Origin of the sequence: Actinocatenispora rupis (assembly GCF_016861975.1) — a bacterium.
In the GTDB taxonomy this organism is placed as follows: Bacteria; Actinomycetota; Actinomycetes; order Mycobacteriales; family Micromonosporaceae; genus Actinocatenispora; species Actinocatenispora rupis.
The window spans coordinates 139488-166450 of record NZ_BOMB01000015.1 but is presented as its reverse complement, the minus strand read 5'-3'; the positions used below and the strand labels follow the sequence as shown (position 1 = coordinate 166450).

28 protein-coding genes are annotated in these 26963 nt (G+C 73.8%); 12 read left to right on the top strand and 16 right to left on the bottom strand.

Annotated features, from left to right (window positions below):
- Positions 1–138 precede the first annotated feature (138 nt).
- From Aru02nite_RS13945 to Aru02nite_RS13930, 4 genes are read right to left on the bottom strand one after another with little or no spacing between them, the layout of a single operon-like run.
- Positions 139–798, bottom strand: coding sequence for a sugar transferase (locus Aru02nite_RS13945; protein WP_203657910.1), 660 nt, complete (start codon positions 796–798; stop codon positions 139–141).
- Positions 798–1451, bottom strand: coding sequence for a DapH/DapD/GlmU-related protein (locus Aru02nite_RS37205; protein WP_275408632.1), 654 nt, complete (start codon positions 1449–1451; stop codon positions 798–800). Before Aru02nite_RS37205 ends, Aru02nite_RS13945 begins: the two co-directional genes overlap by 1 nt.
- Positions 1441–2568: a DegT/DnrJ/EryC1/StrS family aminotransferase gene (locus Aru02nite_RS13935; protein ID WP_239076663.1), complete on the bottom strand. Its 1128-nt coding sequence runs from the start codon at positions 2566–2568 to the stop codon at positions 1441–1443. The genes Aru02nite_RS37205 and Aru02nite_RS13935 overlap by 11 nt, the downstream gene beginning before the upstream one ends.
- On the bottom strand, positions 2565–3704 hold the full coding sequence (locus tag Aru02nite_RS13930) for a Gfo/Idh/MocA family protein (RefSeq protein WP_203657909.1): 1140 nt from the start codon (positions 3702–3704) through the stop codon (positions 2565–2567). Before Aru02nite_RS13930 ends, Aru02nite_RS13935 begins: the two co-directional genes overlap by 4 nt.
- 356 nt (positions 3705–4060) lie before the next feature.
- Between Aru02nite_RS13930 and Aru02nite_RS13925 the strand changes: the two genes are divergently transcribed.
- Together Aru02nite_RS13925 and Aru02nite_RS13920 are read left to right on the top strand one after the other, a co-directional pair.
- Positions 4061–5164, top strand: coding sequence for a glycoside hydrolase family 5 protein (locus tag Aru02nite_RS13925; RefSeq protein WP_203657908.1), 1104 nt, complete (start codon positions 4061–4063; stop codon positions 5162–5164).
- 80 nt (positions 5165–5244) lie between these two features.
- Complete coding sequence (locus Aru02nite_RS13920; protein ID WP_203657907.1) at positions 5245–6069, top strand: hypothetical protein; 825 nt, start codon at positions 5245–5247, stop codon at positions 6067–6069.
- 61 nt (positions 6070–6130) lie between these two features.
- On the opposite strand, the gene Aru02nite_RS13915 is transcribed toward Aru02nite_RS13920, so the two are convergent.
- The 6 genes from Aru02nite_RS13915 to map all read right to left on the bottom strand — a co-directional run bounded on the left by Aru02nite_RS13915 (position 6131) and on the right by map (position 12398).
- Positions 6131–6910, bottom strand: a complete 780-nt coding sequence (locus Aru02nite_RS13915; RefSeq protein WP_203657906.1) for an SDR family oxidoreductase — start codon at positions 6908–6910, stop codon at positions 6131–6133.
- Positions 6911–6924: 14 nt separating this feature from the next.
- Positions 6925–7926 (bottom strand): alpha/beta hydrolase-fold protein, encoded by a 1002-nt coding sequence (locus Aru02nite_RS13910; RefSeq protein ID WP_203657905.1) that lies wholly within the window; start codon positions 7924–7926, stop codon positions 6925–6927.
- A 127-nt stretch (positions 7927–8053) separates the two neighbouring features.
- Positions 8054–8479: a hypothetical protein gene (locus Aru02nite_RS13905; protein ID WP_203657904.1), complete on the bottom strand. Its 426-nt coding sequence runs from the start codon at positions 8477–8479 to the stop codon at positions 8054–8056.
- A 95-nt stretch (positions 8480–8574) separates the two neighbouring features.
- A complete protein-coding gene (locus tag Aru02nite_RS13900) occupies positions 8575–10482 on the bottom strand; it encodes an outer membrane protein assembly factor BamB family protein (RefSeq protein ID WP_203657903.1) in 1908 nt (635 codons plus the stop codon).
- Positions 10483–10593: 111 nt separating this feature from the next.
- The gene (locus Aru02nite_RS13895; protein WP_239076675.1) at positions 10594–11517 is read right to left on the bottom strand and encodes an aldo/keto reductase; all 924 of its coding nucleotides are present in this window, start codon (positions 11515–11517) and stop codon (positions 10594–10596) included.
- A 107-nt stretch (positions 11518–11624) separates the two neighbouring features.
- A complete protein-coding gene (map, locus tag Aru02nite_RS13890) occupies positions 11625–12398 on the bottom strand; it encodes a type I methionyl aminopeptidase (RefSeq protein WP_203657901.1) in 774 nt (257 codons plus the stop codon).
- A 951-nt stretch (positions 12399–13349) separates the two neighbouring features.
- Here map and Aru02nite_RS13885 point away from each other — a divergent pair.
- The 3 genes from Aru02nite_RS13885 to Aru02nite_RS13875 are packed head-to-tail and all read left to right on the top strand — an operon-like array spanning position 13350 to position 15783.
- Positions 13350–13982: an NADPH-dependent FMN reductase gene (locus Aru02nite_RS13885; protein ID WP_203657900.1), complete on the top strand. Its 633-nt coding sequence runs from the start codon at positions 13350–13352 to the stop codon at positions 13980–13982.
- The gene (locus Aru02nite_RS13880) at positions 13979–15424 is read left to right on the top strand and encodes a DHA2 family efflux MFS transporter permease subunit (protein ID WP_203657899.1); all 1446 of its coding nucleotides are present in this window, start codon (positions 13979–13981) and stop codon (positions 15422–15424) included. The genes Aru02nite_RS13885 and Aru02nite_RS13880 overlap by 4 nt, the downstream gene beginning before the upstream one ends.
- Positions 15421–15783 (top strand): MerR family transcriptional regulator, encoded by a 363-nt coding sequence (locus tag Aru02nite_RS13875; RefSeq protein WP_239076662.1) that lies wholly within the window; start codon positions 15421–15423, stop codon positions 15781–15783. The genes Aru02nite_RS13880 and Aru02nite_RS13875 overlap by 4 nt, the downstream gene beginning before the upstream one ends.
- Before the next feature lie 6 nt (positions 15784–15789).
- Here the strand turns inward: Aru02nite_RS13875 and Aru02nite_RS13870 are convergent, their stop codons facing one another.
- The 3 genes from Aru02nite_RS13870 to Aru02nite_RS13860 form a co-directional block, all read right to left on the bottom strand.
- Complete coding sequence (locus Aru02nite_RS13870) at positions 15790–17148, bottom strand: NAD(P)/FAD-dependent oxidoreductase (RefSeq protein WP_203657898.1); 1359 nt, start codon at positions 17146–17148, stop codon at positions 15790–15792.
- Between the two features lie 67 nt (positions 17149–17215).
- Positions 17216–18097, bottom strand: a complete 882-nt coding sequence (locus Aru02nite_RS13865; protein WP_203657897.1) for an RNA polymerase sigma-70 factor — start codon at positions 18095–18097, stop codon at positions 17216–17218.
- 449 nt (positions 18098–18546) lie between these two features.
- Positions 18547–18975: a MarR family winged helix-turn-helix transcriptional regulator gene (locus tag Aru02nite_RS13860; RefSeq protein WP_203657896.1), complete on the bottom strand. Its 429-nt coding sequence runs from the start codon at positions 18973–18975 to the stop codon at positions 18547–18549.
- A gap of 59 nt (positions 18976–19034) precedes the next feature.
- On the opposite strand from Aru02nite_RS13860, the gene Aru02nite_RS13855 reads away from it, so the two are divergent.
- A complete protein-coding gene (locus Aru02nite_RS13855; protein WP_203657895.1) occupies positions 19035–19901 on the top strand; it encodes a CE1 family esterase in 867 nt (288 codons plus the stop codon).
- Positions 19902–19912: 11 nt separating this feature from the next.
- Complete coding sequence (locus Aru02nite_RS13850; RefSeq protein ID WP_203657894.1) at positions 19913–20470, top strand: YbhB/YbcL family Raf kinase inhibitor-like protein; 558 nt, start codon at positions 19913–19915, stop codon at positions 20468–20470.
- A gap of 48 nt (positions 20471–20518) precedes the next feature.
- Here the strand turns inward: Aru02nite_RS13850 and Aru02nite_RS13845 are convergent, their stop codons facing one another.
- Positions 20519–21190: a TetR/AcrR family transcriptional regulator gene (locus tag Aru02nite_RS13845; RefSeq protein ID WP_203657893.1), complete on the bottom strand. Its 672-nt coding sequence runs from the start codon at positions 21188–21190 to the stop codon at positions 20519–20521.
- A 115-nt stretch (positions 21191–21305) separates the two neighbouring features.
- Between Aru02nite_RS13845 and Aru02nite_RS13840 the strand changes: the two genes are divergently transcribed.
- A complete protein-coding gene (locus Aru02nite_RS13840; RefSeq protein WP_203657892.1) occupies positions 21306–21890 on the top strand; it encodes a TIGR03086 family metal-binding protein in 585 nt (194 codons plus the stop codon).
- Between the two features lie 28 nt (positions 21891–21918).
- Here Aru02nite_RS13840 and Aru02nite_RS13835 read toward each other — a convergent pair whose 3' ends face one another.
- Positions 21919–22695, bottom strand: a complete 777-nt coding sequence (locus Aru02nite_RS13835; RefSeq protein ID WP_203657891.1) for a TIGR03084 family metal-binding protein — start codon at positions 22693–22695, stop codon at positions 21919–21921.
- 91 nt (positions 22696–22786) lie between these two features.
- Entirely contained in the window at positions 22787–23029 is a 243-nt protein-coding gene (locus tag Aru02nite_RS13830; protein WP_203657890.1) for a hypothetical protein, read from the bottom strand.
- Positions 23030–23203: 174 nt separating this feature from the next.
- Between Aru02nite_RS13830 and Aru02nite_RS13825 the strand changes: the two genes are divergently transcribed.
- The 4 genes from Aru02nite_RS13825 (at position 23204) to vanX (ending at position 26962) form a co-directional block, all read left to right on the top strand.
- On the top strand, positions 23204–24214 hold the full coding sequence (locus tag Aru02nite_RS13825) for a radical SAM protein (RefSeq protein ID WP_203657889.1): 1011 nt from the start codon (positions 23204–23206) through the stop codon (positions 24212–24214).
- A 72-nt stretch (positions 24215–24286) separates the two neighbouring features.
- The gene (locus Aru02nite_RS13820) at positions 24287–25327 is read left to right on the top strand and encodes a D-isomer specific 2-hydroxyacid dehydrogenase family protein (RefSeq protein ID WP_203657888.1); all 1041 of its coding nucleotides are present in this window, start codon (positions 24287–24289) and stop codon (positions 25325–25327) included.
- Positions 25320–26357: a D-alanine--(R)-lactate ligase gene (vanA, locus tag Aru02nite_RS13815; protein WP_203657887.1), complete on the top strand. Its 1038-nt coding sequence runs from the start codon at positions 25320–25322 to the stop codon at positions 26355–26357. Before Aru02nite_RS13820 ends, vanA begins: the two co-directional genes overlap by 8 nt.
- Positions 26354–26962 carry a D-Ala-D-Ala dipeptidase VanX gene (vanX, locus tag Aru02nite_RS13810; RefSeq protein ID WP_203657886.1) on the top strand — a complete coding sequence of 203 codons (609 nt, stop codon included), beginning with the start codon at positions 26354–26356 and terminating at the stop codon, positions 26960–26962. The genes vanA and vanX overlap by 4 nt, the downstream gene beginning before the upstream one ends.
- Position 26963 lies beyond the last annotated feature (1 nt).

The window sequence follows — 26963 nt, the reverse complement described above, 5'->3', positions numbered from 1 at the left end:
TCGAGTCGCCACCGCCGCGGAGGAGATCTCGGCGGTGGCGCGCGACGGCGCCTGGCGGGCCGTCCCGGTGGTGCGGGCGTACGGCCGCTCTGCCGTCCCCGCGCGGGAAAGCATGCTGTCCGGCGGAACGCCGAGGACTCACGACGCACCGCCGATGTGCAGTACGGCGGGCACCGTACGCAGCAGGATCGCCAGGTCCAGCCGCAGCGTCCGCCGCCGCACGTACTCCAGGTCGAGGTCGAGGCCCTGCCGCATGGTGAGCTTGTTGCGGCCGGACACCTGCCACAGCCCGGTCAGCCCGGGCGGCACCCGGAACCGCTCGCCGTACTCCGGCGGGAACAGTTCCGTCTCGTACGGCAGCGCGGGGCGCGGGCCGACCAGCGACATCTCGCCGCGCAGCACGTTCACCAGCTGCGGCAGCTCGTCGACGCTGGTCCGGCGCAGCAGCGCGCCGAGCCGGGTGATCCGCGGGTCGCGGGCCAGCTTGTACAGGCCGTTGCCGCCGCACTCCGGCTCCGCCGACACCAGCAGCTGCCGCACGTACGCGCGGTGCGTGTCGTCCGGCGCGCCGGCGTACATGGTGCGGAACTTGTAGAGGACGAAGGGGGCGCCGTCGCGGCCGACCCGGAGCTGCCGGAAGATGACGCCGCCGGCGCCGTCGGACAGCCACGCCACCAGCCAGACCAGGGCCAGCAGCGGCGCCAGCAGGACGAGCAGGGTGGCCGCGACGATCACGTCCAGGGTGCGCTTGCCGCGCAGCCGTACGGGTGCGTCGAAGCGGCTGATGACGGCGGCCATCACGCGCCACTTCCCTTGTGTACCAAGCGGAAGCGGCTCGCGGACGAGCCGTCGGACTCGATCCGCTCGGCGATCGCAGTGAGCCCGTCGACGGTGCCGTGCACGACCGCCGGGTTGCCGTACACCACCGCGCCCGGCGGTACGTCCCGCGACACCACGGCACCCGCACCGACCAGCGCGCCCGCCCCGATCCGCACGTACGGCAGGATCGTGACGTTGACGCCGATCTGCGCACCGGCCCCGATGTACGGGCCGGACATCACGCGGGCGGAGTCCGCCTGGCCCGGGTACAGGTCGTTCGCGATCGTCACGCCGGGCGCGAGGAACGCGTCGTCCCCCAGTTCCGTGTACTGCGCCAGGTAGCAGTTCGAGTGCACCTTGACGCGGTGCCCGAGCCGGCAGCCGTAGTCCACGACGGTGTTGCTCCACACCGACACGTCGTCGCCGATCGTGCAGCCCTCCCGGACCACCACGTGGTGCCCCGTCTCGAACCGCGCGCCGATCCGCGATCCCTGGTACACCACCGTTCCGCTGCGCAGCCGGGCGTCCGGGCCCATCGCGAGCCCGGTGTGCACCGACCGGTTCGGCGGGTATCCGATCGTCACGTCGGGGTCGGCCGTCAGTCCGGCGCCCACGAGCAGTTCAGCGCTCATCGCACGCCTCCCCGACCGCCTTGACGACCCGCAGGACGTGGTCGTCGGTCAGGTGCGGGTACATCGGCAGCGACACGACCTCGGCCGCCGCCCGCTCCGCCACCGGCAGCGGACCCGTCGAGAACTCCCGGTACGCCGGGATCCGGTGGCAGGCCGTCGGGTAGTGCACGCCCGTCGCCACGCCGAGGTCGGCCAGCGCGGCACGGAACCGGTCCCGCTGCGGAACCCGTACGACGGCCAGGTGGTGCACGCCGTACGCGTCGGGCTTCTCCACGACGGTCCGCAGCGGCAGCCCCGCGAAGCCTTCCGCGTACCGGGTGGCGATGCGGCGGCGCGCGGTGTTCCAGTCGTCCAGGTGCGGCAGCTTCGCCGCGAGTACGGCCGCCTGCACCGCGTCGAGCCGGCTGTTCGTACCGATCCGCTCGTGCCGTACGTGCTCGCCGGCGGCCCGGCCGTGGTCGCGCAACGACCGCAGCGCCGCGGCCAGCCCGGCGTCCCGGGTGACGACCGCACCGGCGTCACCGAACGCGCCCAGGTTCTTGCCCGGGTAGAAGCTGAAGCACCCGACCGCCCCGTACGCGCCGGCCCGGATCCCGCGCCACGACGCGCCGTGCGCCTGCGCGGCGTCCTCCACCAGCGGTACGCCGACCCGCCGGGTCACCTGGAGGATCCCGTCCATGTCCGGCATCTGGCCGTACAGGTGGACGGCGATCACCGCGCGGGTCCGCGGGGTGATCGCATCCTCCACAGTGGACGGTGTGAGCAGCAGCGTGTCCTCGGCCACGTCGGCGAACCGCGGCACCGCGCCGGCGAGTACGACCGCCTCGGCCGTGGCGACGAACGTGTTGGCCGGCAGCACCACCTCGTCGCCCGGCCCCACGCCGAGCGCGCGCAGGCTCAGGTGCAGCGCGTCCGTCCCGTTCGCCAGCCCCACCGCGTACCGGGTGCCGCAGTAGTCCGCCCAGTCGTCCTCGAACTGCTCCACCAGCTGCCCGCCGATGAAGGCGCTCGACGCCACGATGTCGTCCCACCGGCGCACGATCTCCGGCATCACCTCGCGCGTCATCGGCGCCAGGTCGAGGAACGGCACCGCCGGCCGCACCGACCCCGCGTTCACGCGCCCTCCCGGATCAGCGCGGCACCCGACCGGTCCCGGCGGTACCAGGGGACGGACACGGCGACGAAGCGGGCCGGCGCGTCGATGTCGTACACCGGGCGGGAGTCGGCGGCCAGCTCCTCCAGCAGTACCGGATGGCCCAGTCGCAGCGACAGCTGCGCCGCCTCCAGCACCTCCACCACGGCCAGGCCGTTGCGCCCGTCGGTGAGCGGCACGGCGCCGGTCGACGCGCACTCGACGAAGTGCGCGTCCTGCAGGGCGAGCGGCTCGTCGGGCGCGAGGAACGGGGACACGATGTCGCCGTACCGGTAGGACATCGGCGGCTGCGTCGAGCCGCCCGCCGCCGACGCGGGCGGGTCAACACCCTTGTCCAGTACCCGGATGCGCTCCTCGGCGAGGTCGTCGTACACGGCCATCCGGCGGCTGCCGACCGCCACGACCCGGCGTACCTTGCCCGGGTCGAGCCAGCTCACGTGGATGTTCGCGGCGAGCCCGTGGTCCTCGTAGAACAGCCGCAGGTACGCCACGTCCTCGAACCGCGGATGCGCGTGCCGCGCGCCCCACGCCTGCACCGCGACCGGCGAGGTGCCGAGCACGTGGTTGATGATCGACACGTCGTGCGGCGCCAGGTCGAAGATGACGTTCACGTCGCTCTGGTACAGGCCGAGGTTGAGTCGCGCGCTGTCCAGGTAGAACAGGTCGCCCAGCTCGCGCTGCTCGATCAGCTCGCGCAGCTTGCGTACCGCCGGGTTGTACTCGAAGGTGTGGCCGACCATCAGCGTCACGCCGGCCGCGTCCGCCAGCGCCACCAGCCGGCGCGCGTCGGCGACGCTCGGCGCCAACGGCTTCTCCACCAGGACGTGCTTGCCGGCCTCCATCGCCGCCGACGCCAACGCCACGTGCGTACTCGGCGGCGTCGCGACCACCACCGCGTCCACGTGCGGCAGCGCCTCGGGCAGGCTGGCGCAGGTACGGTCGCCCGGGTAGCTCCGGGCCAGCGCCTGCAAGCGGTCCGGGCGGCCGTCGACCAGCACCACCTCACCCACACCCTCGGTGCCGTGCAGTACCCGGACGTGTTTCGGCCCCCAGTAGCCGGCGCCGACGACGGCGACCCGGAGCCCCACGTTGATCCCCACTGTTCCCCCCGCAGCAAAGACACACCGGTCCGGTGGATTCGTTTCCTCGACCGTTCGTACGGGCCCGGCAAATACGTTTCGGCCGGTGCCCTCTCATCCGTTCGGCCAGGGTGTTCGGATTCCGACCGGTGCAGTTGGGCGCAAGTCAAGTTCGGCAACACGCTACGGCCGCGCGGTGTGTCGGCACCTCCGTCGTTTGCCGTAGTTTTCTTCGTGCGGGAACGGGCCGGACGGCCGTAGCGACTCCGGTACCGTGAGGGTTCACCCCCGCGGTCGAAACCGTGAGCGAGCGCCACCCGATGTCGCCACAGCGCACCGTGCACGCACCGCCGCCGGCCCGTCGTACCGTCCGGGTCGTGCTCGCGCTGCTGCTCGTCCTCGGCGCCTGCGCCGTCAGCCCGCCCCGTCACCTGGAGCTGGCGGCGTCCGTCACCGGCCTCCACGTACAGCGGAACGAACTGGTCGACGGCGCCGGGAAAACGGTGCGGTTGACCGGTTTCAACCACTCCGGCGCGGAGTACGCCTGCGTCGAGGGCTGGGGCATCTTCGACGGCGCCGCCGACCCCACCGCCGGCATGGCGAGCTGGGCCGGCGCGAACGCGGTCCGGCTGCCGCTCAACGAGCAGTGCTGGCTCGGCCTCGGCACCGACCCCCGGTACTCCGGCGAGGCGTACCGGAGAGCGGTTTCCGGGTTGGTTTCCGAGCTTTCCGCGAGGCATTTCGCGGTCATTCTCGACCTGCACCGGAGCGCGCCGGGCACGGCCCGTTCACTCAACCAGGAACCGATGCCCGACCGCGATCACTCCCTCGATTTCTGGCATTCCGTGGCGAGTACCTTCGGGCACAGTTCCACGGTGTTGTTCGATCTGTTCAACGAACCCGCGCCGTACGCTCCGGAGAATTCCGCAAGGGCCTGGCGGTGCTGGCGTGACGGCGGCTGCGTGCTGCATTCCACGAACGGCGGCGGGGACTACGTCGCGGCCGGGATGAACGAGCTGATCGCCACCGTCCGCGCCACCGGCGCCCGGAACGTCGTACTCGCCGGCGGAATCGACTACGCCGAGCAGCTCGACGACTGGCAGCGGTACGCGCCGGAGGACCCCGCGCACAATGTGGCCGCGTCGTTCCACGACTATTCGTTCAACACCGTGTGCGCGGGCCCGCGCTGCTACGACACCGTACTGAGCCGGCTGGCCGCCGCGGTTCCGCTGGTCGTCGGCGAGATCGGACCCGACCTGGACCTGTCCGCCGACGCCGCCGACGCGCACTGCCCGCCGGACGCGGTGCACGGCACGGCGTGGGCGACCACCGCGTTCGACTGGATGGACGCGCACCGGATCAGTTACACCGCGTGGACGTGGAACACCTGGCCGTCCTGCTGGTCCCTGGTCCGCGACTGGTCCGGCACACCCACCCCCACCTGGGGCGCCTTCGTCCGCGGACGCCTCGCGCACGGCTGAGCGCCGCCGCCCGGTTTCGCCCACCGCCGATCCCTTCGTACCCTGTACCGCACGGTCGACGACGGAGAGGACGGTGCGGGATGCACCCGCTCCACGCGTTCCTGCGGGACAAGGACATCGACGGCGTGCGCCAGGTGGCGCTCGCGCTCGGCTCCGTGCTGTTCAGCGTGCTCACCGTGGTGGTGATGCGCACCGTGCACCCCACCGGCACCTGGCAGTACGTGGTGGTGTTCCTCGGCGCGGCGCTCAGCCTGACGCTGATCGTGCGTACCCTCCAGCGGTTGCTGCTGAGCGCCTGGGGCCGCCCCATCCTCGGCCGCTGGGTGTACGAGTCGTCCTCCGGCACCTGGGGTCTCGCCCGCATCGACATCCACGGCGGCGACCTGCGCTACTCCGTGCAGCTGTACCCGACGGAGGAGACCGTGCTCGCCGCCGTCCGCAACGACCCGGACGCGGTCACCGCCTGCTTCGCCACCGTGCACTCCGCCGGCGCCACGTACGCCGACGACCGGCTGGAGCTGGTGTACAAGATCGAGCAGACGTCGCAGGCGTACGAGCCGCGCACCGGGATCCTGGTGCTGCGGCCCCTCAACCGCCGCACCATGAAGGGCTACTGGTCCAGCGACATCACGACCGGCGAGGCCCGCCGCGGCACCCTCGACATGCGCCGCGCCCGGTACGTCCGCGCCGCCGCCAAGCGCGCCGCCGACACCCGCCCCGCCGTACTCCCGGACGCGCCGGCGGCCGAGGACGAGCCGAAGCCCGCCCCGGCACCGCGCGGTCGCCGTACGAAGGCGCGGTCCGGCGCCAGGAACGCCGACGGCGCCGCGAAGGCCACCGCCGGCGCGGCCGGGAACGCCGGCAAGGGCGGGGACGCGACCGCGGTCGCAGAGGCCGACACCTGAGCGGCCGGCACCGCGCTCGCCGACGCCGACTGAGCGGCCGGCGGCGCGGACCGGGCGTCGGTCAGACGAGACCGAACCCGCCCTCGGAGGCGATGACCTGGCCGGTGACCCAGCCGCCGTCCGGGCCGACGAGGAACGCGACGAGCGCGGCCGCGTCCTCGGGCCGCCCCCACCGCCCGAACGGCAGGCGCCGCAACGCTTCCGCGGTGATCTCCGGGGTCGCCCAGCCGGTGTCGGTCGGGCCCGGATTGACGCAGTTGAGCCGGATCCCCTTGCCGACGACCGCGGCGGCCAGGCTCGGCGTCATGCCGGCCAGCGCCGCCTTGCTCGACGCGTACGGGATCTCCAGGGGCATCGGGCCGCCCTGCTGACCGGACGTGAACAGCACGATCCGGCCGTCGCCCGCCTCGAACCGGTCCGCGAACTCCTTCACCAGCAGCAGCGTCGCCCGCGTGTTCACCGCGTACGCCGCGTCCACCTCGGCGGCGGTCAGCTCGGCCAGCGGCGCCCACGGCGTGTTGCGGGCGTGGTTCGCGACGAGGATGTCGACCCGGCCGAACGCCGCGACCCCGGCATCGAGTACGGCGGCGGGCGCGGCCGGGTCGGTGAAGTCCGCGTCGACGTACTCGGCGCGGCGGCCGGCGGCGCGCAGTTCGGCGACGATCGCGTCCGGGCCGTCCGGGTCGCCGCCCTCGTGGCGCTCGACGTCGTGCCGTCGCCAGCCCTGGACGAGGACGTCCGCGCCCTCGGCGGCGAGCCGGCGCGCGATCGCCGCGCCGATTCCGATCCGCCGGCTCACACCCGTCACGATCGCGGTACGCCCCGCCAACCCCAACGCCACGTGTCCTCCCGTACTCAGGTGTCGATCCGCCCGTACCGCCGCGCGGCGGTCGGGTCGCGACGCTCGCGTTCGGCGAGGTCGTCGGCGAGCAGCAGGCGCAGCGCCAGCGGCCCGGTCGGCCCGGTCGCGTCGAACGCCGGCGGCGCGCCCTGCCGCCCGGACGCGTCCCAGTCCGCCCAGGACGCGGCCAGTTCCCGGTCGGCGGCGGGCCGGTCGTCCCCCCGCAGCGCCGCGCCGACGAACCCGAACGCCGCCCGCGGCCCCGCGACCGCCTCCGGCCCGAGGTGGTCCGCCCCCAACACCAACTGGTACTCGTGGCCGATGTCCAGGTCCCACAGCGCGCGGTGCAGCTGCTCGGTGCCGTCGTGCATGGCGAACACGTCGCTGTCGCCGCACCGCAGGAAGATCGGCAGGCCGCTGTCGCGTACGGCGTCGGCGTGCGCGCGCAACCTGTGCAGCACGCTGTTCGCCGCGTACCGGTCGGGGCCGGTGCCGTCGCCGGCCATCTCCCGGCCCAGGTCGGCGAGGACGCCGAGGGTGTTGCGGGGGCGCAGCGCGTCCGGGGTGGCGGCGGGCAGCAGGGCGGGCGCGACGGCGGCCACCGCGGCCCACCGGTCCGGCTCCGCGAACGCGATCTTCAGCGCGCCGTACCCGCCCATCGAGGAGCCGAGCAGCGCCACCCGCGCCGGATCCGTGCCGTACTCCCGCTCGATGAGCGCCGGGAACGCCCGCGCCACGTACGACTCCCACCGGGCACCGTCGCGGTCCAGGTAGAACCCGCCGACGGTGGGGGTCGACGCGCAGGCCACCACGGCCGGCGGCAGCGTCCCGTCGGCCCACAGCCCCTCGATCAGCGGGCGGAACCGGACGAGCGTCTCCGCGGACGAGTCCGCGCCGTGCAGCAGTACGACCAGCGGCAGCCCGGTCGTCGTACCGTCCGGCGCGAGCACCGTGTACCCGATGTCCCCCGGTACCAACGGATCCCGGTGCGTGCCGCGGCTGAGCTGGCTGTCCATGGCGGTCACCCTCGCACACCGTCCGCCGTCCCGCCCGCGGATTTCCGTACCGCGGGCGGGTCGCCGCCGTGGCCGGTCGGACGTCGTACGCGCCGACTGGATCCGCAACGTGGTGTCGCCGCGCGGGTCAGAAGCGCGGACCGGTACTGCGGCGGGTCGCGGGCCAGCGGCCGGCGACCGCGCGCCACACCAGGTACGCACCCGCCGGTACGCAGAGGAAGCCGGCCGCGCAGTCGTTCAGGGTGCCGCGCTCTCCGCCGGGGTCGCCGACGAGCGACACCGCCGCAGCGAACAGGACGAGCACCACGCTCGCGGCGCCGGCCACCATCAACCCGACGAGAACCCGCCCCACCACGGGGATCTGGAGCGCGCCGGCCACGTACAGGCCGGCGCCGAGCATCAGCGCGACGATCCCGAACTGGCCGATCTCCAGCTCCGGCGCGTAGCGGTTCTCGCCGAAGTAGAGCCAGATCATCCACAGCAGCACCGCGCCGCCGACCAGCGCGCACGCGCCGCACACCCCGAGTACCGCCCGGACCACCGCACCGGCCATCGTCGCTCCCTCTCGTCGCGAAGGCCCGCACGGTACCGCCGCGCGCGAGGACCCCTCCCGGCGCCCGGCGGTACGCACCCCACCGGGCGCCGTACTCAGAGGTGGATGCGGACGAGATCGTTGCCGCGCAACGTGTACACGACGTCGGCGGCCGGATCGTACGTGGCCTGCGGCTCGTTGAACCAGCCACCGCCGAGTCCGGCGAGTACGGTCGCGGGGCCCTGGTCGGTGAGGCGGAACAGCGTGCCGCGGGTGACGCCGTACACGGTGCCGTGGCGCAGGAACAGCTGCCCGCCGCCGCTGTCGCCGAGCTGGTACGTGCCGAGCACGGTGCGGGTCACCAGGTCCACGACGACGAGCCGGCCCGCCGAGGTCAGCCCGTACAGCCGGGTGCCGTGCACCAGCAGGTCGCTGTACCCGGTCGCGCCCGGCACCGCCGTCCACCGCCACAGCGTCCGCCCGGTGTCCAGGTCGACCGCGGCGAGCTGCGCCTCCTTCGCCACCGGCGGCACCCCGTCCGCCGCGATCTCCGACCCCAGGTACCCGACGTGCCCGCGCGCGGCGACGGCGCTGATCCCCTGCCCCGGCACCGGATCGTCGTACCGGTGCGCGGTGTCGCTCGCGATGTCGTACAGGGTGAACGCGCCGCCGGCGGTGCCGTACTCGGCCCGGCTGCCGATCGCGAGCTGCCCGCGGTCCGGCAGCCACACCATCGCCCGCGGCCGGTTCTGTACGCCGCCGAGCGCGCCCTGCCGCGCCATCACCCCGCTCACCGGGTCGTACGTGTCGACGAACGCGCCCGGGTACACCCCGAGGTACGCCTTCCCGTCGACGGGCACGATCCGCTTCGGCTCGCCGTACGCACGCACCCGCCTGCTCGTACCGGCGGCGAGGTCGTGGACCTGGAGCCCGAAGTTCCCGCCGACGTACGCGTACCGGCCGGCGGAGACGGCGACGGACTGCGCCGGTTCGGGCGCGGCGGGCATGCCGGCGGCCACCAGGTCGGTCACCGTCGTGTCGCCGGTGTCGGGATCCAGCGTCCACACCTCGCCGCTGCCGGCCACCCCGACGATCCGGCCACCGGACACGAAGACACCGCGCGTCTCGTCCTGCGGTACCGGGATTCCCAACCGTTCCACCGTTCCCGTGCCCTGCCGGTACCGGTAGACCGAGCCGGAGGTACGGGCGGTCAGGTACACGGAGTCGCCGTCGATGGTGATCGCGTCGACGGTCCGGTCACCGGTGTCGACGATCGTGTACCGCCCCGGGTCGCGCCGGTCGATCAGCGCGAGCTTGCCGGACGGTTCGGTACCGACCGCGATCAGGTCGCCGCTGACCTGCACGTCGTACACGAACGACTCGGTACGCAGTTCCGGCGGCAGGATCTCGGTGCGCCGCCCGCTCGCCGGGTCGTACGCGACGAGCCGGGCCGCGGCGCCGGTCCCCGCGTACACGGTGCCGTCGTCGGCGACCGCGACCGACCGCACGTAGCTCTGCCCGGGGCTGGCCTGCCCGAGGTCGCGCGTCGCGCCCGAGTCCGGGTCGACCGCGTAGAGCTTCCCCGACGGGTACGTCCCCGCGTAGAGCGTGCCGTCCGGCGCGGCGGCCAGGTCGAACACGTACGTGTCGGTGCCGAGGCCGGTGAGCCGGGTCGCGGTGTCCGTCGCCGGGTCGTACCGGTGGATGTCGGCGACCCCGTACATCCCCGCGTACACGGCGCCGCGGTCGACGGCCGCGGCCCACCCGCCCGTACCGGTGGGCAGCTCGGCGTGGCCGACGACGCGGCGCGTGGCCAGGTCGTACCGGGCTATGACGGCGGGCTGGAGTCCGCGGGTCACCAGGTAGAGCGTGTCGCCGTCGAGGGCGGCGCCGGTGACGGGCGCCGACACGATGCCCGGTCCGAGGTCGTCGATGCGAGGGGTGGTCGTGTCGGCGCGGGCGGCCGACGGCGCCAGCGTCGCGGCGAGTACGACCGCGAGTCCGGCGGCGAGAGTCCTGACCATGGGCGCCCTTTCGGTCGGGTCCGAAAAAGGAACGCGCCCATTAGATGGCCCGACCGGGCCGGTGTCAACGCCGTCCCGCCCACCGCGACGCGCGGCGGGCGGGACTCTCCGTCACGGAACGACGTACCCGGCCGCGCGGAACAGCCGGTACCACTCCTCGCGGGTCAGCGGCAGCTCCGATCCCGCCGCCGACTCCACCACCCGACCCGGGTTCGTCGTACCCAGTACCACCTGCATGTTCGCCGGATGCCGGGTGATCCAGCCGACCGCCACCGCACTCGGCGTCACCTCGTACTTCGCGGCCAGCTCGTCGACCACGTCGTTCAGCTCCGCGTAGTGCTCCCGGTCGCCCAGGAACACACCGTCGAAGAAGCCCTTCTGGAACGGCGACCACGCCTGCAACGTCATCCCGTGCAGCCGCGAGTAGTCCAGCAGGCCGTTGTCCCGGTCGACCGACTGGTCCAGGCCGCCCATGTTCGCCGCGATCCCGGACGCGATCAGCGGACAGTGCGCGATGCTCAGCTGCACCTGGTTGGCCACGAGCGGCTGGCGTACCGCGGTCTTCAGCAGTTCGATCTGGCCCGGGGTGTGGTTCGACACGCCGAAGTCGCGGACCTTCCCCGCGTCGGCCAGCTCGTCGAACGCCGCGGCCACCTCCTCCGGCTCCACCAGCGTGTCCGGCCGGTGCAGCAACAACACATCCAGGTACTCGGTACGCAGCGCGGCCAGCGACTCGTCCACGGTCCGCACGATGTGCTCCCGGGAGAAGTCGAAGAAGCCCGGCCGGATGCCGACCTTGCTCTGCAGCACGATCGCCTCGCGCTCGGCGCCGGCCAGCGACACGGCGGAACCGAACCGCGCCTCGCACTCGTGCCTCGTCGGGCCGTAGATGTCGGCGTGGTCGAACACGGTGACCCCGGCGTCCCGGGCCGTGCCGTACAGGGTGCGGATCTCGTCGTCGGTCAGCTTCGAGATCCGCATCAGACCGAGGACGACGTTCGAGGCGCCCCGGTCGGCGGTGGGAAACGGCAGCATCTTCACGGACACCCATCCTGCCCGACCCGCCGGCCCCACGCCCCGGGTACCGCCGGGTCAACCGCCCAGCTGGGCGCGGATCACCCGACCGTCCACAGTGGACGGCGTTACTGGCCGGGGAGGGTGAGGACGACCGGGCCGTCCTCGGTGACCGCGATGGTGTGCTCGTGGTGCGCGGTACGTTCGTGGTTGGCGCTGCGCAGGGTCCAGCCGTCCGGGTCCACGGTGAGGGTCTTGGTGCCGATCATCACCCACGGCTCGACCGCGATCACCAGCCCGGGGCGCAGCGACAGCCCGCGCCCGGCCCGTCCGATGTTCGCCACGTGCGGGTCCTGGTGCATCGTGCGCCCCACCCCGTGCCCGCCGAACTCCGTGTTCACCTCGTACCCGGCGCCGGTGAGGACGCCGCCGATCGTGGCGGAGACGTCGCCGAGGCGGTTGCCCGGGGCGCAGACCGGGATCGCCGCGTCCAGCGCCGCGCGGGTGGTGTCGATGAGGTGCTCGTCGGCCGGGCCGCCGCCGTCGCCCACCACGAACGAGATCGCGCTGTCGCACACCCACCCGTCGACCTCCGCCGCGAAGTCGAGGGTGAGCAGGTCACCGTCACGCAGCGGGTAGTCGTGTGGCAGGCCGTGCAGCACCGCGTCGTTCACCGACGTGCAGATCACCTTGCCGAACGGCCCCCGACCGAACGACGGCGCGTAGTCCACGTAGCAGGACACGGCGTTGCGCCGCCGGATCATCTCCGCCGCCCACCCGTCGATGTCGAGCAGGTTGACGCCCGGCTCGACCCGGGCCCGCAGATCCTGGAGTACGTCGGCGACGAAGCGCCCGGCGGGGCGCATCTGGTCGATCTGACGCGGCGAGAGCAGCTCGATCACGGTGTCTCCTGGGCGATGCTGGCCATGGGCCGATAACAATACCGGTATTACTATACTGCCCCCACGGTGCCACACGCCGTCCCCGCCCACGTACCCGGGGCCGCGCGAGGGCGCCGTACCGGCGCGCGAGGGCGCCGGCCGTGGCATGGGCCGTGGCGTTGTGGCCGCAGCCACCGGCAAGGAATCTCGGGCGCGATCCTGCCCGACGGCCCGGCGCACCCTGACGAAGGTGCGGGCGGGTGTTGTGTCACCGCCGCCGACGATCGCGCGGGACAGCGGTCCGTGCGGCACGGCGCGACCGGACGGCGCCGGACGGGACGTGTCACCGCCGCTGGCGTCGTGCGGCCGGCAAACCTGAGGGCCGGCGCGCCCGCGCCGACCGGCCGACCCGCGGGACAGGTTGTGGCGCAAGGGATCGGGGTCCGACCCGCGGCGGCGGGCCGGCCCGCGGACGGTGGGTGCCTCGCGGCGTCCCGGGTACCCCGGGGGAAGCTCCCATCATTCCCCGGGGTCGCCCGCCGCCACGGGTCGTTGGTCCGTTGTCGTTCCGGCGGGACGGAACGTTACACACCCATGCCTCCCGAATTGCCCGCCGCCACGCACCGCTCACCGCCGGCCCGCACGGCGTGCCGTACCGGCCCGAAACCGTTGGTACTAAGCGGAAGTACGCGCGCGGCACGCTGGCAGCGGAGGTCGGCGGCGGCTCGGTGGGAGCGGGGACCGGGGCGACGCGTGAGAGGGCTCGTCAGGCCGATGAGGACCGGGCACCCGACCGCCGGTGCGGGCGGCCGGCCCCACCCGCGACCGCCACGCCGATCCCGGTCAGTGCCCGGGGCATGCCGTGCCGGGGCGACGCGTTCCCGGCCGGATTCCCTTCCGTGGCAACGTGACGGGCGTCATGCGGTGCGCGGGCTTGAGTTCACCCATGGGCGAACTCCTAGCGTCGGCCGCATGAGCACCGACACGACACTGCGCATCGCCCTGGTCGTCGGCAGCGTACGGGACCGGCGGATCGCCGGCGCGCTGGCGGACTGGCTGGTCACCGAGCTCGACGGGTACGAGGGGATCCGGTTGGATCGGATCGATCTGGCGGAGGTGGACCTGCCGTTGCCGTTCGCCCGGCCGGACGGAACGGGGAGCGCCATCGCGCACCGGCTGGCGGCCGCGGACGGGTTCCTGATCCTGACCCCGGAGTACAACCACAGTTTCCCGGCGGCGGTGAAGAACGCGATCGACTGGCACTACGGCGAATGGGCGTACAAGCCGGTCGGGTTCGTGGGGTACGGCGGGTCGGGCGGGATCCGCGCGATCGAGCACCTGCGCGCCGTCTTCCCGGAACTGCGCGCGACCACGGTACGCGAGGCCGTACTGCTCGCCCTGCCGTGGACGCGTCTCGGCGCGGACGGCCGGTACCGGCCGGCGGACGGCGAGCGCGGCGCGCTGACCGCGACGGTCACCGAACTGCTGTGGTGGGCCCGTACCCTGCGCGCCGGCCGCGCCGCCACCGAGCAGGCCGGGCGGGCCGGGCGCGGTGCCGACGACGGCGCCGTGGGCGACGGCGGGTCCGCGGACGGTGCGGCGTGACCCGGCTCAACGGAGCCGAACTACGGGTCGCGGCGGTCCTCGCGCTCGGCGGTCTGCTGGCCGTACTCGACACCACGATCGTCGCGGTCGCCCTGCCGCGCTTCATGACGCTGTTCGGCGCGCCGCTGACGTCGGTGCAGTGGATCGCCACCGCGTACGCGCTGGGCACGGTGGCGGCGATGCCGCTGGCCGCGTCGCTCGCCGCGCGCTTCGGCACCCGCCGGGTGTACCTGGTGGCGTTGCTGGTGTTCGCCGGCGCGTCGGCCGCGGCCGGACTCGCCGGCGGGCTGGGGTGGCTGGTCGCGGCGCGGGCGGTGCAGGGGCTGGCCGGCGGGCTGGTCAACCCGCTCGGCTTGGCGCTCGGATTCGGCTCGGCACCACCGGAACGGCGCGCCCGGATGACGACGGTGACCGGACTGCCGATGCTGGTCGGGCCGCTGGCGGGGCCGCTGCTCGGCGGTCTGCTGCTGGACGCGACGTCGTGGCGGGTGCTGTTCTTCGTCACGGTGCCGCCGGCGCTGCTGGCCGCGGCCGGTGTGCTGCGCTGGATCCCCGCCGACGCCGGTACGGCCGGCCGCAGCCCGGTCGACGTGGCCGGCGGGCTGCTGCTCGTGCCGGGCGTCGTCGCGGTCGCGTACGGGTTGAGCGTGGCCTCGGCCGGCCTGCCGGTACGCGGCGCTCTCGTCACCGCGGGAGTCCTACTGGTGGCCGCGTTCGTACGGCGGTCGTGGCGGCACCGTACGCCGCTGCTGAACGTGCGGCTGCTCGCGGACCGGACGTTCGGCCGCGGCGCCACCGTCCTCGCCCTGTACGCCGCGCCGTACTTCGGTTCGATGCTGGTGATGCCCGCGTACGTGCAGGTGATCCGCGGCGATCCGGCGCTCACGTCGGCGCTGCTGTCGGTGCCGGGTGCGGTCGGGATGGGCCTCAGCGTCCAGGTCGCCGCCCGACTCCTCGAACGGTTCGGCCCGCGCGCCGTCGTCGGCACCGGCCTCGCCCTCGTACTCGCCGCGGTCACGGCCAGCGTGCTCGTCCTGCGCCCCGACACCCCGTACGCGGTGCTTGCCGTGCTGGGCGCCGTCCAGGGTGCCGGTACGGGGGCGGTCATGATGCCCACGATCGCCAGCGCCAGCCGCAACCTGCACGGATCCGACCTGGCGTCCGGCAGCGCGATCCTGCCGCTGGTCAGTACGGTCGCCAGCGCCGTCGGTACGGCCGGGGTCGGCGCGCTGTTCACCGCGCTGACCGCGGCGGCGACCGGCGGGCAGGGGTTGGCCGCGTTCGGCCGGGCCGGGGACCACGCGGCGCTCGCCGCGCACGCCGTCACCGCGTACCGCGGCACGCTGGCGGTTACCCTGCTCGTCATGGCAACTGCGCTGGTCGTACGGCTGCGGACGCGGCCCGTGCCGGCTGCCGCCGCACCCGTCCGGAGCGGGTCGTGACGGCGCCGGCGCGTACCGGACTGACGGTCGGGGACGTCGCCACCGCGGCCGGCGTCTCCCCCAACGCGGTCCGCTACTACGAGCGGTACGGCGTGGTCACCGCCGAGCGCACCAGCGGCAACGCCCGCCGGTTCACGGTCGACGCGGTCTGCCGGATCCGGCTCGCCGTCGCCGCCCAGCGGGTCGGGCTCACCCTGGCCGACAGCGCCGCGATCCTCGCCGACATCCCGCCCATGTGCCCCGACCTGGAACGCTGGGTCGCGGCCGGGCGGCAGCTCGTCGCCGCCGGGCAGGCCCGGATCGCGGAGCTGGCCGCCGTGGTAGACGAGTACTCGACGCTCGACTTCCTGCGCTCCTGAGCCGCGTCACGCCGACCGGGCGTCCTCGTACGGCACGCGCGATCCGGCCGCGTCCGGCTCGCCGCCGGCGACGAACGCGCCGCGCGGGTCCTGCACCGACGCCAGCGACACGATGTCCCGGCCGAACAGCGCCGCGGTCAGCCACACCGCCAGCACCCGTACCTTCCGCTCCCAGCTCGGTACGGCCAGCACGTGGTACCCGCGGTGCATCAGCCAGGCGGGCAGCCCCGTCACCACGATCCCGCGGTACTGGAAGATGCCGCGCCCGATGCCGAGGGTGGCGACCGTACCGAGGCTGTGGTGCACGTAGGGCTTCGGCGTACGACCGCGGAGGGTGGCCACGATGTTGCGGGCCAGCAGCTTGCCCTGCCGTACGGCGTGCTGCGCGTTGGGTACGGTCGCGGCGCCCGGCCGGTGCGCGGCGAGGTCCGGTACGGCCGCGTCGTCGCCGGCTCCCCAGGCGTCCGGCACCGGCTCGCGGTCCGTACCGACGCGGAGGTCGGCGCGGACGACGAGCATCCCGCGCCCGTCGATGGGCAGGTCGGTGTGGTTGTGCACCAACGGGTTCGCGGCGTTGCCGACGGTCCACACGATCAGGTCGGAGTCGAACTCCTCGCCGGTGGACAGCACCACGTGGCCGTCGCGCGCGGACACCAGCTCGGTGTCGAGGTGCACCCGGGCGCCACGCTTCTCCAGCGACCGCACCACCCACCGGCCGGGCCGGTCGGTCACCTCGGGCAGGATCCGGCTCCGCGCCTCGACGAGGTGGAACCGCAGCTCAGCGGGGTCGATCTCGGGGTACCGGCGGGTCAGCGCGGTCGCCAGCGACAGCAGCTCGGCGAAGCCCTCGACGCCGGAGAACCCGCCACCCACGAACGTCACCGTCAGCAGCCGGCGCCGCAGCGGCCCGGCCGGGAGTACCGAGGCGCGGTCGAACGCGGTGAGCAGCCGGTCCCGGATCGCGACCGCCTCCTCGACGTGCTTGAGGCCGATCGCCTCGTCCGCCACCCCCGGTACGGCCAGGGTCCGGGTCACCGCACCCGCCGTCACCACCAGGATGTCGTACGCCAGCGCGAAGTCCGGCCCGTCCGCCGGCCGTACGGTGGCGGTCCGGTGGGCGTGGTCGATGCCGACGACCGAGCCCGGCACCACCCGCGTACGGCGCAGGTGCCGGCGCAGCGACACCGCCGCGTGCCGCGCCTCGACCGAGCCGGCCAGTACCTCCGGCAGGAACGGCTGATACGTCATGTACGGGCGGGGATCGACCACGACCACCCGCGCCTCGTCCCGCCGCAGCTTCCGCTCCAGCGTCCAGGCCGTGTAGAAACCGGCGTAACCGCCGCCGGCCACCAGGATCGTCCGCACCTGGTCCTCCCGTCTCTCGCTCTCACCAGGAGGACAACGCAGCCCCCCGATCTGTGACAGCGGGCGGTCAGACCGCGGTGAGCTTGTCCGGGTTGACGATCCACAGCACCCGGTCGATGCCGTCGGCGGACGCGGTGACGGTGAGCACGCCGTACCGGGTGCCGTCGCGGTGCAGGAGTACGGCGGACCACTGGCCGTTGGTCCGCGCCCACCGCACCTCGATGTCGGCCCAGAACCACGGCGCGATGGTGGCCAGGAACCGCGTCACCCGCGGTACCCCGACGATCGGCCGGCGCGCGACCCGTACCGCACCGTTGCCGTCGGACACGCTCGTCACGTCCGCGGCGAACAGGCGTTCCAGCGCGGTCGTGTCACCGGAACGCGCCGCCGTCACGAACGTGCTCAACAATTCCCGCTGCGCCGCCGCGGTCACCGGGGTCCGCTTCCCGTCCGCGAGGTGCCGGCGCGCCCGGCTCACCAGCTGGCGTACCGCGGGCTCGGTGGCCCGCAGGACCTCCGCGATCTGCGCGTACGGGTAGTCGAACGCCTCGCGCAGCACGTACGCGGCGCGCTCGTGCGGGGTGAGCTTCTCCATCAGCAGCAGCGTCGCGAACTCCAGCGCCTCGCCACGCTCGGCCCCCAGGTACGGGTCGGCGCTGGTGTCGACGGGCTCCGGCAGCCACGGCCCCACGTACGTCTCGTGCCGGGCCCGCGCGGACTTCAGCGCGTTGATCGACAGCCGGGTCGCCATCGTGGCGAGGAACGCGGCCGGGTTGACCACCGCGGCCCGATCGGCGCCCTGCCACCGCAGCCACACCTCCTGCACGAGGTCCTCCGCCTCGGCGGCACTGCTCAGCATCCGGTACGCGATGCCGAACAGTCGCGGCCGCACCTGTGTGAAGACCTCCGCGGCCCGGTCGAGATCCTGCGTGTCGCCCGCCTCGCCCACCGCCGCCCCCGGTCCACTCGTACGCCACCGGGCACGCTACCCGGCGCGCCGCCCCGCCCCCACCGCAGCGGCCCTACCAGGCGAAACACGGGCTGCCGCCCGACTTGGACGGGTACGGTCGAATGGTCGCCTGCTTCACGTACTGGGGGCGTCGGCGGCACCGACCCCGCGCTCCACGCCAGGGCCGAGTGCGCCGGCACGCTCGCCCGCGACGTACCGGTGAACCACAGTCCCGCCTTCGCCCCCGTACTCCAGCCCACCCTCGACACCGCCGTCACCGCCAGGACCGTCGCGGCCCTCGCGCGGCCGGAAACCCAGAAGCAGCAACCGAAGTAGCGGTCGAAGCGGGCGGCCGTCGCGGCCCGGTCGAAGTCCCGCGGCCACTCCGACCACTCGCGGTCGTCCAGCTCCCGCAGCAGAGCCGTCGGTTTCGTCGGCACCGGGTGGCGTCAGTCGAGGAGGCGGCGGAGGAGGGTGAGGGCGCGGGAGACCTGGCCGCGTTCGGTGGGGTTGAGCCGGGTGGCGAGGGCGTCGCTGAGGATCTCGTGGCCGGCGAGGCGGCGCTCGGCGAGCAGCCGGCGGCCGGCGGCGGTGATGGCGAGCAGCTTGCGGCGCCCGTCGTGCGGGTCGGGGGTACGCCGCACGAGCCGGCGTTGGACCAGGCCGGCGACCGAGACGGTGATCGACTGGTGGGTGAGCTGGTCGTGCCGGGCCAGGTCGGCGACGCTGTGCGGGCCCTCGCGGTCGAGCCGCTTGAGGATCGACACCTGGGACAGGTTGACGGCGCTGGCCGGCGACACCGCGCGCATGCGGCGCACGAGCGCGCCGACGACCACCTGGAGTTCGTCGGCGATCGCCGCCGGATCCCGTTCCACCACGACCGATATAATACAGGGAAACTGCGCAGTTGATTTGCGGGATCACCCCGGGGGTACGGATGGGCGAAGTGGTCAGCGCCGACCTCGGCGTCGGCGGGCGCGCGCGCCACGCCACCGTGCGGCTGCCCGACGCGGTGGGCGACGGAACGCCGCTTCTCCTTGTACTGCACGGGAACCACCCCGACGCGACCGGTGCGGTGATGCGGCAGACGACCACGTTCGACGCGCAGGCCGACCGGCTCGGCTGGGCCGCCGCCTACCCCGACGGGTACCAAGGATGTTGGGCGGACGGGCGCGGCGTGACCGCGGCGGACGAGGCGGGTGTCGACGACGTCGCGTTCCTCCGGGCGCTCGTCGACTGGTCCGCCACGCGGTACGGCACGGTCACCGACCGCGTGGTCGTCGCCGGCATCTCCAACGGCGCGTTCCTCGCGCACCGGTTCGCGCTGGAGGCGTCCGACCACGTCGCCGTACTGGCCGCGGTCGCCGGCGGGCTGCCCGCCGCGCTCGCCGACCGTACGCCGGAGTGTGCGGTGTCGGCGCTGCTGATCCACGGCACCGCCGACCGCGTCTCGCCGATCGAGGGCGGCTGGTCCCGGCACCGCGGCCCGCACGGCGAGCTGCGCGGCCGCACCCTCTCGCTGGGCGCGACCGCCGACCGCTGGCGCGCCATCGACCGCTGCCCGCCCGGCCCCGGCGACACCGTCGAGACCGCGGAATCCCGTCGTACCACCGTGTCCGGTGGGTACGGCGGCACCCGGGTCGCCGCCTGGACCGTGCTCGGCGGCGGCCACACCTGGCCCGGCACCCCGCCCACCCCCGGCTGGTCCGAACCGGTCTGCCGGGAGTTCGACGCGGCCGAGGAGATCTGCCGCTTCGCCGGGCCACTGCTCACGCCCGCGGGCACCCGCAGGCTCCGACCCTGACAGGAGTACCGATGGCAGTCCTCGGCAAGTTACTCAAGAACCGCCGCGCCGGGCAGGAGGGTCTGGCCTGGAACCAGGCGAACCTGGCCGGCCCGGAGACGGTCACCCTCACCAGCACCGACTTCGGGCACGAGACGTCGATCCCCACCGTGCACGCGGGGAAGCGGATCGGCGGCAGCGACCTGTCCCCCGCGCTCGCCTGGTCCGGCGTACCGGCCGGCACGGCGGCGTTGCTGCTCGTCGTGGAGGACCCGGACGCGCCGACCGCGACGCCGATCGTGCACGCCCTCGCGCTGCTCGACGCGTCGCTCACCGGGATCCCGCAGGGCGCGCTCGACGCCGAGCACCCCGCCGACGGCGTACGCGTCCTGCGGTCGGCGCTCGGTCGCGGCTACCGCGGGCCCGGGCCGATCAAGGGGCACGGCCCCCACCGGTACGTCTTCGAGCTGTTCGCCCTCGGCACGCCGCTCGCCGACACGGTCACCGATGCCAAGCCCCGCACCGTACTGGCCGCCGTCGGTGACGTCACCGCCCGCGCCCGCCTCGACGGCTTCTACGAGCGTCCCTGACCGTCCACAGGCGACCGTGCACTGTGGACGGTCGCCGGCGGCGTCGGGTCAGGCGTCGTCGGTGGCCGCGGCGCGGGACCGCCAGCGCCAGGCCAGTTCGCCCGCTGCCGGGGGCGGCCCGGGCAGCGGCGGATCGGCCGCCGCGGCCAGCCCGGCGAGCAGGATCCCCAGGTACCGCCGGCGCAGCTCCTTCGTACGGTCGGGGTCGGGGAGGCGGATCGCGGCGCAGCTCTCCAGCAGGAGGCCGACGTCCTGGACGACCACGTCGTCGCGCAGCCGCCCGTCGGCGCGGGCGCGGTCGACGACGGCGGCGACGAGTTCGTTGGAACGAACGGCATCCCGGCGCATCTCGGCGGTGGGCGGGAACGTCCCGGCCAGCCGTACGGTGAGGGAGTGGACGTCGGCGTCGACGACCCGGGTCAGGAACCGGACGAGCCCGTCCCACCCGGTCGGCTCGTCGGCGGCCGCCTCGGCCTCGGCGATGAAGCGGCGCAGCCCGTCGTGGCAGAGCCGGCGCAGCAGTTCCTCCTTGCTGGCGTGCCGGCGGTAGAGCGCGCTGATGCCGACGCCGGCACGGGCGGCCACGGCGGAGATGGGCGCGCGCGGGTCGGCGAGGAAGACCTCGCGGGCGGCGTCGAGGATGACGGCGTCGTTGCGCTGGGCCTGGCCGCGCCGCCCGGACAATCCCGGCACCGCGCCGCTGGCGTTCTCTTCTGGCATGAACTCACCCTAGCACTGGAACGGACCGTTCCGCTCTGATACTGTCAACGGAACAAGGCATTCCGTTCCAGTGGGGCCGGCTCGGCGGAGCCGACCGTTCGCAGAGGAGTACCGCATGACGACCACCTGGCCGACCCTCACCCAGGCCCACGACGCCCTCCGCACCGCGGTCGCCGGCGTACGGGACTGGGACGGTCCGACGCCCTGCGCGCAGTGGACCGCCGCCCAGGTACTCCAGCACGCCGCCGGCGACCAGCTGGCGTACGCGATGTTCCTCACCGGCGGGCCCGGCCCGGACGGCGACCCGTTCGCACCCAGCGGCACGCTCGACGACGCGCCCGCGACGCTCGCCGAGGAGGCGCTGACCCGGGCAGCCGACGCGTGGGCCGGCGTCGCCGCGGACGCGCAGGACGTGCCCGTTCCCGTACCGCCGAACGCGCTGCCGGCCGAGATCGGGGTCGGGGCGTGCGCGCTCGACGCCGGCGTGCACGCGTGGGACCTGGCAGTCGCCAGTGGCGCCCCGTCGCCGCTCACCGCCGACCTGGCGCGCGAGCTGCTGCCCGTGGCCCGCGCCATCGTCGAACCGCTCCGCGCCTACGGTGCGTACGCCCCGGCCCTCGACCCGCAGCCCGGCGACGACGACCTCGCGCTGCTGCTCCGGTACCTGGGCCGCCGCCCCGACTGGACGCCTTCCGCGTAACGCCAAGGACCCGCCCCGGGGCAGCGGGTCAGCGGGGGGCGCGGCCGGCGCCGGGCGGGCCGGCGAACGCCTGGGCGACGCGCAGCCACGCCGTCGCGTCGGCGCCGGTGGCGACCAGCGCCGTGTCGTCCGTGTGCCGGCGCTGGGTGGCGACGAGGCACCAGTCGAGCGCCGGGCCGACCACCCGCTGCGCCGCGTCCGGCGGCCCGTACGTCCAGAGTTCGCCGTCGGGCGCGGTCAGTTCCACCCGCACCGCACTCTCCGGTACGGGCAGGCCGTGCGCGGCGAACGCGTGGTCGCGGGCGCGGACGCCGATGCGGGCGACGTGCCGGAGCCGCGACGTCGGCGTACGGGTGTGGCCGAGCGCGTCGGCGACGTCCTGGCCGTGCGCCCACGTCTCCATCAGCCGGCCGGTGGCCATGGACGCCGCGCCCATGTCCGTCCCCACCCAGGGCAGTCGTACGCCGGGCGGCACGGTCGCGAGGACCGCCGCGAGCCGGGTCCGCCCGGCCCGCCACCGCGCCAGCAGTACGGCCGGGTCGACGGACGCGCCGCGCGCCGCACCGGCCTCGACCCAGGCGGTGACGTCCACGCCGGCGAGCTGCGCGCGCAGCCCGTCCGGGTCCTCGACCGCGCGCCGTGCCGTCTCGTCGGTCCATGCCAGGTGCGCGATCTGGTACGCGATGCTCCAGCCCGGCGCGGGTGTCGGCGTGGACCACCGCGCGGCCGGCAGGTCGGCAACGAGGAGGTCGAGGTCCCGCGCCTCGTCGGCGAGGTCCGCCAGCAGTTCCGTCAGGTCGACCAACCCTGCACCTCCGGTCCGTACGGTCGGCGCCGCCGCGGCGCCGCGCCCACGAGCACACCAGGCGCCGGCCCGTCGGTCCAGCCCCGTCCGGTCAGTCGACGGGCCGGGCCTCGACGCGGGTGATCCACCCGCGGTACCCGGCGCGCCCCTCGTACTCCCGGCGCAGGTCCTGCGCGGCGGCGAGCGCGGCCACCTCGCTGTCGAAGCGCGCGGCACGACCGCGGTGCCGGGTGAAGTCCTTGCCGCCGGCCGCCCTGCGGTCCGCCGAGCCGAGGAACTTGTACCCGCCCTCGTCGTCGACCACGACCGCGACCCACTCCTGTCCGTCGCCCACGCGACCCCCTTCCACCGGACCAGTATCCGCCCACCCCGGAGCGCGGGTGGGCGCCGAGGTGCACGGTCCACAGTGGACGGGACGGCGGAGGAGTTGTCCGTTCGTGATCTTCCGGGCGGCTCGGACCGTTGCTGCCGGCTTTTACGCTTGATGCCGGTTCACGGGGAGGTGCTGGTGTTCTGGCAGACCGCCGCCGGGCAGACGCTCCTGGGATTTCTGTCGAACCTGCTGTTCATCGTGGTACTGACGACCTTCGGGGTCGGCTACCTCCGCATCGTCCTCACCCGCCGCTCCCGGCCGCTGCGCCGCCTGCTGTTCGGCGGGCGCACCCCGCGCGCGGTCGTCATCCTCGTCTCCAGCATCTACGTCGTACCGGGCGGCACGTTGGGCGTGCGCTCGCGGAGTACCGGGTTCTACGGGCCGGTCATGAACCAGAGCGAGTACGTGTCGGCGCTGCGGCTGGCGGAGGCGATCCAGACCCGGCCGGCCGCCCGGCTGCTGCGCGCGCTGCTCAACCAGCTCGGCCTCGTCGACACCGGGTACGACCCGCTCGACTGCTCCATCGCGTACAGCCCGCAGTACGTGGAGAGCATGGACGGCGGGCCGGTCAGCGCGCGGGAGTACACGGTCCCGGACCTGTCGGGGAACGGCGAGGTCGCCGAGCGGATCCGGCGCGCGCTGGCGACCCCGGGGACGTACGTGCTGGTCGGCGGGCCCTTCTACAACGCGGCGGTGCACTACGCGCTGACGCACCTGGGCGAGCGCACCCGGTTCCGGTTCGTGGCGCGGACCGAGAAGGGCACGGAGGTCCGCGGCATCTCCGTGCTCGGCTACCGGCAGGACGGCACCGAGCAGACGTTCGAGCAGCACCTGGGCACCGCGGAGGACATCCCGGGCCCCGACTACGACTACTTCGTACTCCAGAAGGTGAGCGGGTTCGGCCCGGCGGGCGCGACGGTCGTCCTGTGCTGCGGCCTGTCGTCGCTCGCCACGGCGCTCGCGGTCGGGCTGCTCGCCACGCACTGGGAGGACCTGGCGCGGGAGTTCGGCGCGGACGACTTCGCCCTGCTGTACCAGTTCGACAACGGCCGTGACCTCGCCGTACCGAGCCGGCAGGACGTGGACGTCGCGCTCGCCGGCGTGCAGCGGGTGTGGCCCCGGCCGCCGGACACCGGCCTCGGCTGACCGGGTACATATCGTCGGCGTATCGAAATCCGGATACGCGCCGGCAACACGCCGCCCCGTTGACTGGGCGGCATGACCTTCAGCGAACCAGCACCGACCGCGGTCCGCCGCACCCGATCGCTGGCGTCGTCGTCCGCCGCGACCATCCCGGCGACGGGCATCACGATCTACGGCTGCGGCCCGGACGAGGCCGCGCTGTTCCGCGAGATGGCACCGCGCTTCGGGGTACGGCTGACCATCACCGCGGCGGCGGTGTCCCGGGACAACGTGGACCTGGCGCTGGGCAACCGGTGCGTCAGCGTCGGCCACAAGACCGCCGTCCCGAACTCCGCGCTGCTCGCGCTGAGCCGCGCCGGCGTCGAGTACGTGTCCACCCGGAGCATCGGGTACGACCACATCGACATGTCGTACGCGGAGAGCGTGGGGCTGGCCGTCGGCAACGTCGCCTACTCGCCGGACAGCGTCGCCGACTACACCCTGATGCTCATGCTGATGGCGGTACGCCACGCGAAGGCCACCATCCGCCGGGCGGACGTGCACGACTACCGGCTCGGTGACGTACGCGGGCGGGAGCTGCGCGACCTGACCGTCGGCGTCGTCGGCACCGGGCGCATCGGTACGGCGGTCGTCGACCGGCTCCGCGGTTTCGGCTGCCGGGTGCTGGCCGCCGACAACCACCCGCGCGCGGCCGCCGAGTACGTGCCGCTCGACGATCTGGTACGCCGCAGCGACATCGTCACGCTGCACACGCCGCTCACCGCGGACACGTACCACCTGCTCGACCGGCGGCGGATCGCCGCGATGCGGGACGGCGCGCTCGTCGTCAACACCGGCCGCGGGTCGTTGCTCGACACCGCCGCGCTCGTCGACGCGCTGGAGAGCGGGCGCCTGGGCGGCGCGGCGCTGGATGTCATCGAGGGCGAGGAGGGCATCTTCTACGCCGACCGCCGGAGCACGCCGATCGACAGCGAACCGTTGCTGCGCCTGCACAGGCTGCCGAACGTGCTCATCAGCCCGCACACCGCCTACTACACGGACCACGCCCTGAGCGACACCGTCGCCAACAGTCTCACCAACTGTCTGCACTTCGAGAGCGGGGAACAGCATGGATAAGCTGAAGGTCGGAATCCTGTTCGGTGGCACGTCCGAGGAGCACCCGGTCTCGGTCAAGTCCGCGCGGGAGGTCGCGCGCAGCCTCGATCCCGACCGCTACGAGCCGTACTGGATCGGGATCACGCGCTCCGGCGCGTGGAAGCTCTGCGACGGCCCCGACGGCGACTGGGACACCGGCTCGCGTTCGGTGCTGCTGTCGCCGGACCGCAGCGTGCGCGGGCTGCTCGTGCTCGACCGCGGCCGGTACGAGGCGATCGGCCTGGATCTCGTGCTTCCCGTGCTGCACGGCAGGTTCGGCGAGGACGGCGCGACGCAGGGCCTCCTCGAACTCTCCGGCATCCCGTACGTGGGGTGCGACGTGCAGAGTTCTGCGCTGGCCATGGACAAGGCGCTGACGTACACGGTGGTGCGGGCCGCGGGGATCGCCACGCCGAACTTCCGGGTCGTGACCGCGACCGACACCGTCGACCCGGATCGGCTCAGCTACCCCGTTTTCGTGAAGCCGGCCCGATCCGGCTCGTCCTTCGGCGTCAGCAAGGTGACCCGGCCCACCGAACTCCGGGACGCGGTGGAGACCGCGCGACGGTACGACTCGAAGGTGTTGGTCGAGGAGGCGGTGGCCGGCAGCGAGGTCGGCTGCGCGATCCTCGGCAACGAGGCGGAGCTGATCGCCGGCGAGGTCGACCGGATCGCGCTCACGCACGGGTTCTTCCGGATCCACCAGGAGAGCGCGCCCGAGACCGGTTCGGAGAACTCGACGCCCGTCGTACCCGCCGACATCCCGGCGGAGTCGCGCGCGCTGGTGCAGGACACCGCGAAGGCCGTGTACCGGGCGCTCGGGTGCCGCGGACTGTCCCGGGTCGACCTGTTCCTGACCGACGAGGGGACCGTGATCCTCAACGAGGTCAACACCTTGCCGGGCCTCACCTCGTACAGCCGGTACCCGCGCATGATGGCCGCCGCCGGGTACTCGCTCGGCGACGTGCTCGACCGGGTCGTGTCGCTGGCGCTGACGGGCAAGGTCCAGTGAACGGCGGCTTCGCGTACGTCGACGAGGCGGTGCCCGGGATCCGGTGGGACGCCAAGTACGCCACGGCGGACAACTTCACCGGCGCGCCCGTCGACGGGTACCAGGCGAACCGGATCGTCGGTACGACGGCGTTGTGCGCGGCACTGGAGCGGGCCCGGGACAAGGCGGCAGCCGGCGGGTTCGGCCTGCTGCTGTGGGACGGGTACCGGCCGCAGCGCGCGGTGGACTGCTTCCTGCGCTGGGCACGGCGACCCGAGGACGGCCGGGCGAAGCGACGGCACCACCCGAACATCGCGCGCGCCGAGATGGTCGGACAGGGTTACGTGGCAACGAGATCCGGGCACAGCCGCGGCAGTACCGTCGATCTGACGCTCTGCCGCCTGGACACCGGCGAGCCCGTCGCGATGGGCGGCGGTCACGACCTGATGGACCCGGTCTCCCACCACGGCGCACCGGGCATCGCGCCGGACGCGGCGCGGCACCGCCGGCAGCTTCGTTCCATCATGGAAGCCTGCGGATTCGCCGCGTACGAACGGGAATGGTGGCACTACACGCTCACCGGCGAACCGTACCCGGACACGTACTTCGACTTTCCCGTGGCCTAGC

Coding starts and splice junctions, on each gene's coding strand:
- Aru02nite_RS13905 (WP_203657904.1), bottom strand. CDS start 8,479: ATGGCCGGTGCGGTGGTCCGGGCGGTACTCGGGGTGTGCGGCGCGTGC.
- Aru02nite_RS13895 (WP_239076675.1), bottom strand. CDS start 11,517: ATGCTGCCGTTTCCCACCGCCGACCGGGGCGCCTCGAACGTCGTCCTC.
- Aru02nite_RS13850 (WP_203657894.1), top strand. CDS start 19,913: ATGGCAGTCCTCGGCAAGTTACTCAAGAACCGCCGCGCCGGGCAGGAG.
- Aru02nite_RS37205 (WP_275408632.1), bottom strand. CDS start 1,451: ATGAGCGCTGAACTGCTCGTGGGCGCCGGACTGACGGCCGACCCCGAC.
- vanA (WP_203657887.1), top strand. CDS start 25,320: ATGGATAAGCTGAAGGTCGGAATCCTGTTCGGTGGCACGTCCGAGGAG.
- Aru02nite_RS13910 (WP_203657905.1), bottom strand. CDS start 7,926: ATGGACAGCCAGCTCAGCCGCGGCACGCACCGGGATCCGTTGGTACCG.
- Aru02nite_RS13900 (WP_203657903.1), bottom strand. CDS start 10,482: ATGGTCAGGACTCTCGCCGCCGGACTCGCGGTCGTACTCGCCGCGACG.
- Aru02nite_RS13945 (WP_203657910.1), bottom strand. CDS start 798: ATGGCCGCCGTCATCAGCCGCTTCGACGCACCCGTACGGCTGCGCGGC.
- Aru02nite_RS13840 (WP_203657892.1), top strand. CDS start 21,306: ATGACGACCACCTGGCCGACCCTCACCCAGGCCCACGACGCCCTCCGC.
- Aru02nite_RS13845 (WP_203657893.1), bottom strand. CDS start 21,190: ATGCCAGAAGAGAACGCCAGCGGCGCGGTGCCGGGATTGTCCGGGCGG.
- Aru02nite_RS13820 (WP_203657888.1), top strand. CDS start 24,287: ATGACCTTCAGCGAACCAGCACCGACCGCGGTCCGCCGCACCCGATCG.
- Aru02nite_RS13885 (WP_203657900.1), top strand. CDS start 13,350: ATGAGCACCGACACGACACTGCGCATCGCCCTGGTCGTCGGCAGCGTA.
- Aru02nite_RS13920 (WP_203657907.1), top strand. CDS start 5,245: ATGCACCCGCTCCACGCGTTCCTGCGGGACAAGGACATCGACGGCGTG.
- Aru02nite_RS13855 (WP_203657895.1), top strand. CDS start 19,035: ATGGGCGAAGTGGTCAGCGCCGACCTCGGCGTCGGCGGGCGCGCGCGC.